General features: G+C 30.8%; 2 protein-coding genes and 1 pseudogene. 1 reads left to right on the top strand and 2 read right to left on the bottom strand.

The genetic code is table 11. The features are described from left to right. A pseudogene (locus tag AOG55_RS09360) lies at window positions 1-199 on the bottom strand (transposase); the annotation flags it as partial. A gap of 215 nt (window positions 200-414) precedes the next feature. Here AOG55_RS09360 and AOG55_RS06345 point away from each other — a divergent pair. Then, entirely contained in the window at window positions 415-1,578 is a 1,164-nt protein-coding gene (locus tag AOG55_RS06345; RefSeq protein ID WP_156318775.1) for an IS110 family transposase, read from the top strand. Here the strand turns inward: AOG55_RS06345 and AOG55_RS06340 are convergent. Further along, the coding region (locus tag AOG55_RS06340; RefSeq protein ID WP_084779416.1) for an IS5 family transposase at window positions 1,511-2,436 on the bottom strand (926 nt) is incomplete at its 5' end. The two genes, AOG55_RS06345 and AOG55_RS06340, sit on opposite strands and share 68 nt — an antisense overlap.

Below are 2,436 nucleotides of genomic sequence, written 5' to 3'. Positions count from 1 at the left end.
TTATTCTTAATGGATAATCATAGAATCTTAATAATTCACCTAACTTTATTTCAGTATTATATATTATATTAGGATACTTATTCTCCCATTTATTCTTAAACTCATTGAATTTACCTATGGCCTCTTCCTTATTATTGCACCTAAACATTTTATTTGCATCATCCATTATTTCTATATCCTTTTCCTTTACCTTTGATTTTGGTTATGGATAGAAATCATGAAAAACCTTATTTAGCCTCAGCTATATGACGATATAGCTGTGGGAATCGGAGGCGGCTGTTATGCAACTTGACCTTTGAGGTCGTTAGTCAGAATAGCCGCCCTTCGACTCGATTTCATACCTTATTAATATTTAATAAGGTGAATAGGAGTTTGTCGAGTCTTCGATTCTGAATCTCACAGAACCACTAGGAGGTGATCGATATAGTAATAGGTTTGGATGTACATAAACGTTCCGTATATGCTACGGTAATGGAAAATGATGGTAATATTATTATCCAGAGAAATATGGAAAATAATATGGAGCAGGTTAATAAGTTTTTATCAGTTTACAAGGATCATGATATAGTAATAGAATCATCAACATCCGGTAAATATCTTTGTAAGGAATTATTAAAATTAAACTATACGATACATCTGATTAATCCTGCAAAGGTTCCTGAAATATCAAATAATTACAAGAAGACAGATAGGGAGGATTCATTCCAGCTTGCAGATGTATACAGAAAGGGAGGAATGAAGGAGATATACATTCCATCAGGGGAAATAGAGAATATCAGATCATTGGTTAGATACAGGCATTCACTTGGAGAGGAGTTAACTTTAAAGAAGAATAAAATACATGCATTGTTAACATCATATGGAATAATAATAAAAGCCACAGACCCGTTCGGAAGGAAGGGATTAAGGGAGATAGAGAGTAATTACAGCAATCTTAATTACTCTGACAGGATAGTTTTAAGATCACTGTTAAGCGATATATCATACATTAAGGATAGGGAAAGGGAAATAGAAACAGAGATATCATCAATATCAGATAACAATAATAATATAAAATTATTAATGACAATTCCTGGAATAAACTTCTACACAGCAGCAGGAATATTATCAGAAATAGGAACAATAAATAGATTCGATAATAAGCTTAAGTTTGCCTCATACACTGGACTGATACCCAGTGAATACTCATCAGGAACTAAGACGGTAAAGGGGCATATAACGAAGCATGGCCCTTCCATATTGAGATTCTTTTTAGTTGAAACAGTGCATTCACTTATAAAGTTTACAAAGAAGTTCAAATCCAAGTACCTCAGCATAGTAAGACGATTAGGGAAGAAGAGGTCAATAATAGCCATAGCAAGGATATTAGCAGAAACAATATATTCAATGCTTAAGAACAATGTAAAGTTTGTTGATCAGGAAAGAAAGGAAACAATCAATCCTAATGAATTATACTTCAGGAGGCTTGAAGAACTGTCAATGAAGAAAATAAATAACATGAGAAGAATTGCTAACAATGGCAATGTGCAGGGCGATTCAGCAAATTTAATATACCGCGGAGGCATAAAAGATTGTTAAGTATAGGTTTTTCATAGGAGTTGCATAATTGATATCCCTCCTTTAATTTATTAAATTCATTGTAAAAATAAACCTTTAACATCATTTCCTGTACAATATTCTCAGGCTTTACAGCCCTTATTGTTTCACCAAATAATCTCTTTATTCCAGAGAAGTATATTTCTACATTCCACCTCAATCTATAATTATTATTAATCTTCCATGATCCTTCACTGAATCTTCTAATGAATCTTGTTATTTTAGCTCTATAAATAGAGCCCTTTGATAATGTAACTGCATTCTTCCTTGGAGGTATTATAGCCTTATCCTCTAACTCATTGTAAATAGCCTTGGAATCATAACCCTTATCACCATATAATTTCTTTATTTTATTCTTAATTCTTTTTATTATTTTTATACCTTCCTTTGCATCATTATTATGTTCATTTGTAATTGAATAATCTATAATATTAAAATTATTAATGTTTATAATAGCATGTAATTTGAGCCATCCCTTTCTTTTTCTATGCCATTTATTTTCTAAGTAATCTCCTCTTAATGTTATCTTAAATCCTGATGAATCTATTGCTGCTAGTACATTATTATTATCATTTTCTATTTCAGGAATTATTTTTCTAATTCTTCTATATATTGATGTAAATGATATTTTCGGGAATTTAAATATTTTTGATAGATTATGCAATTCTGTTTCTAACTGCCTGAATGAAATCCCTCTTAATTCCCTTAATTTTGCTAAATATAGTATTATTATTCCAGGAATCTTAAATGGTCTTCCCTTTTTATTATAATTGTTTTCTTTTAATAGTTCATTCCAATTATTAAATATATTAATATCAAGATCGGAAGAGCACACATCTG

It is taken from the genome of Acidiplasma cupricumulans (assembly GCF_001402935.1).
Classification (GTDB): domain Archaea; phylum Thermoplasmatota; class Thermoplasmata; order Thermoplasmatales; family Thermoplasmataceae; genus Acidiplasma; species Acidiplasma aeolicum.
This window is presented reverse-complemented; position numbering and strand designations above follow the sequence as displayed.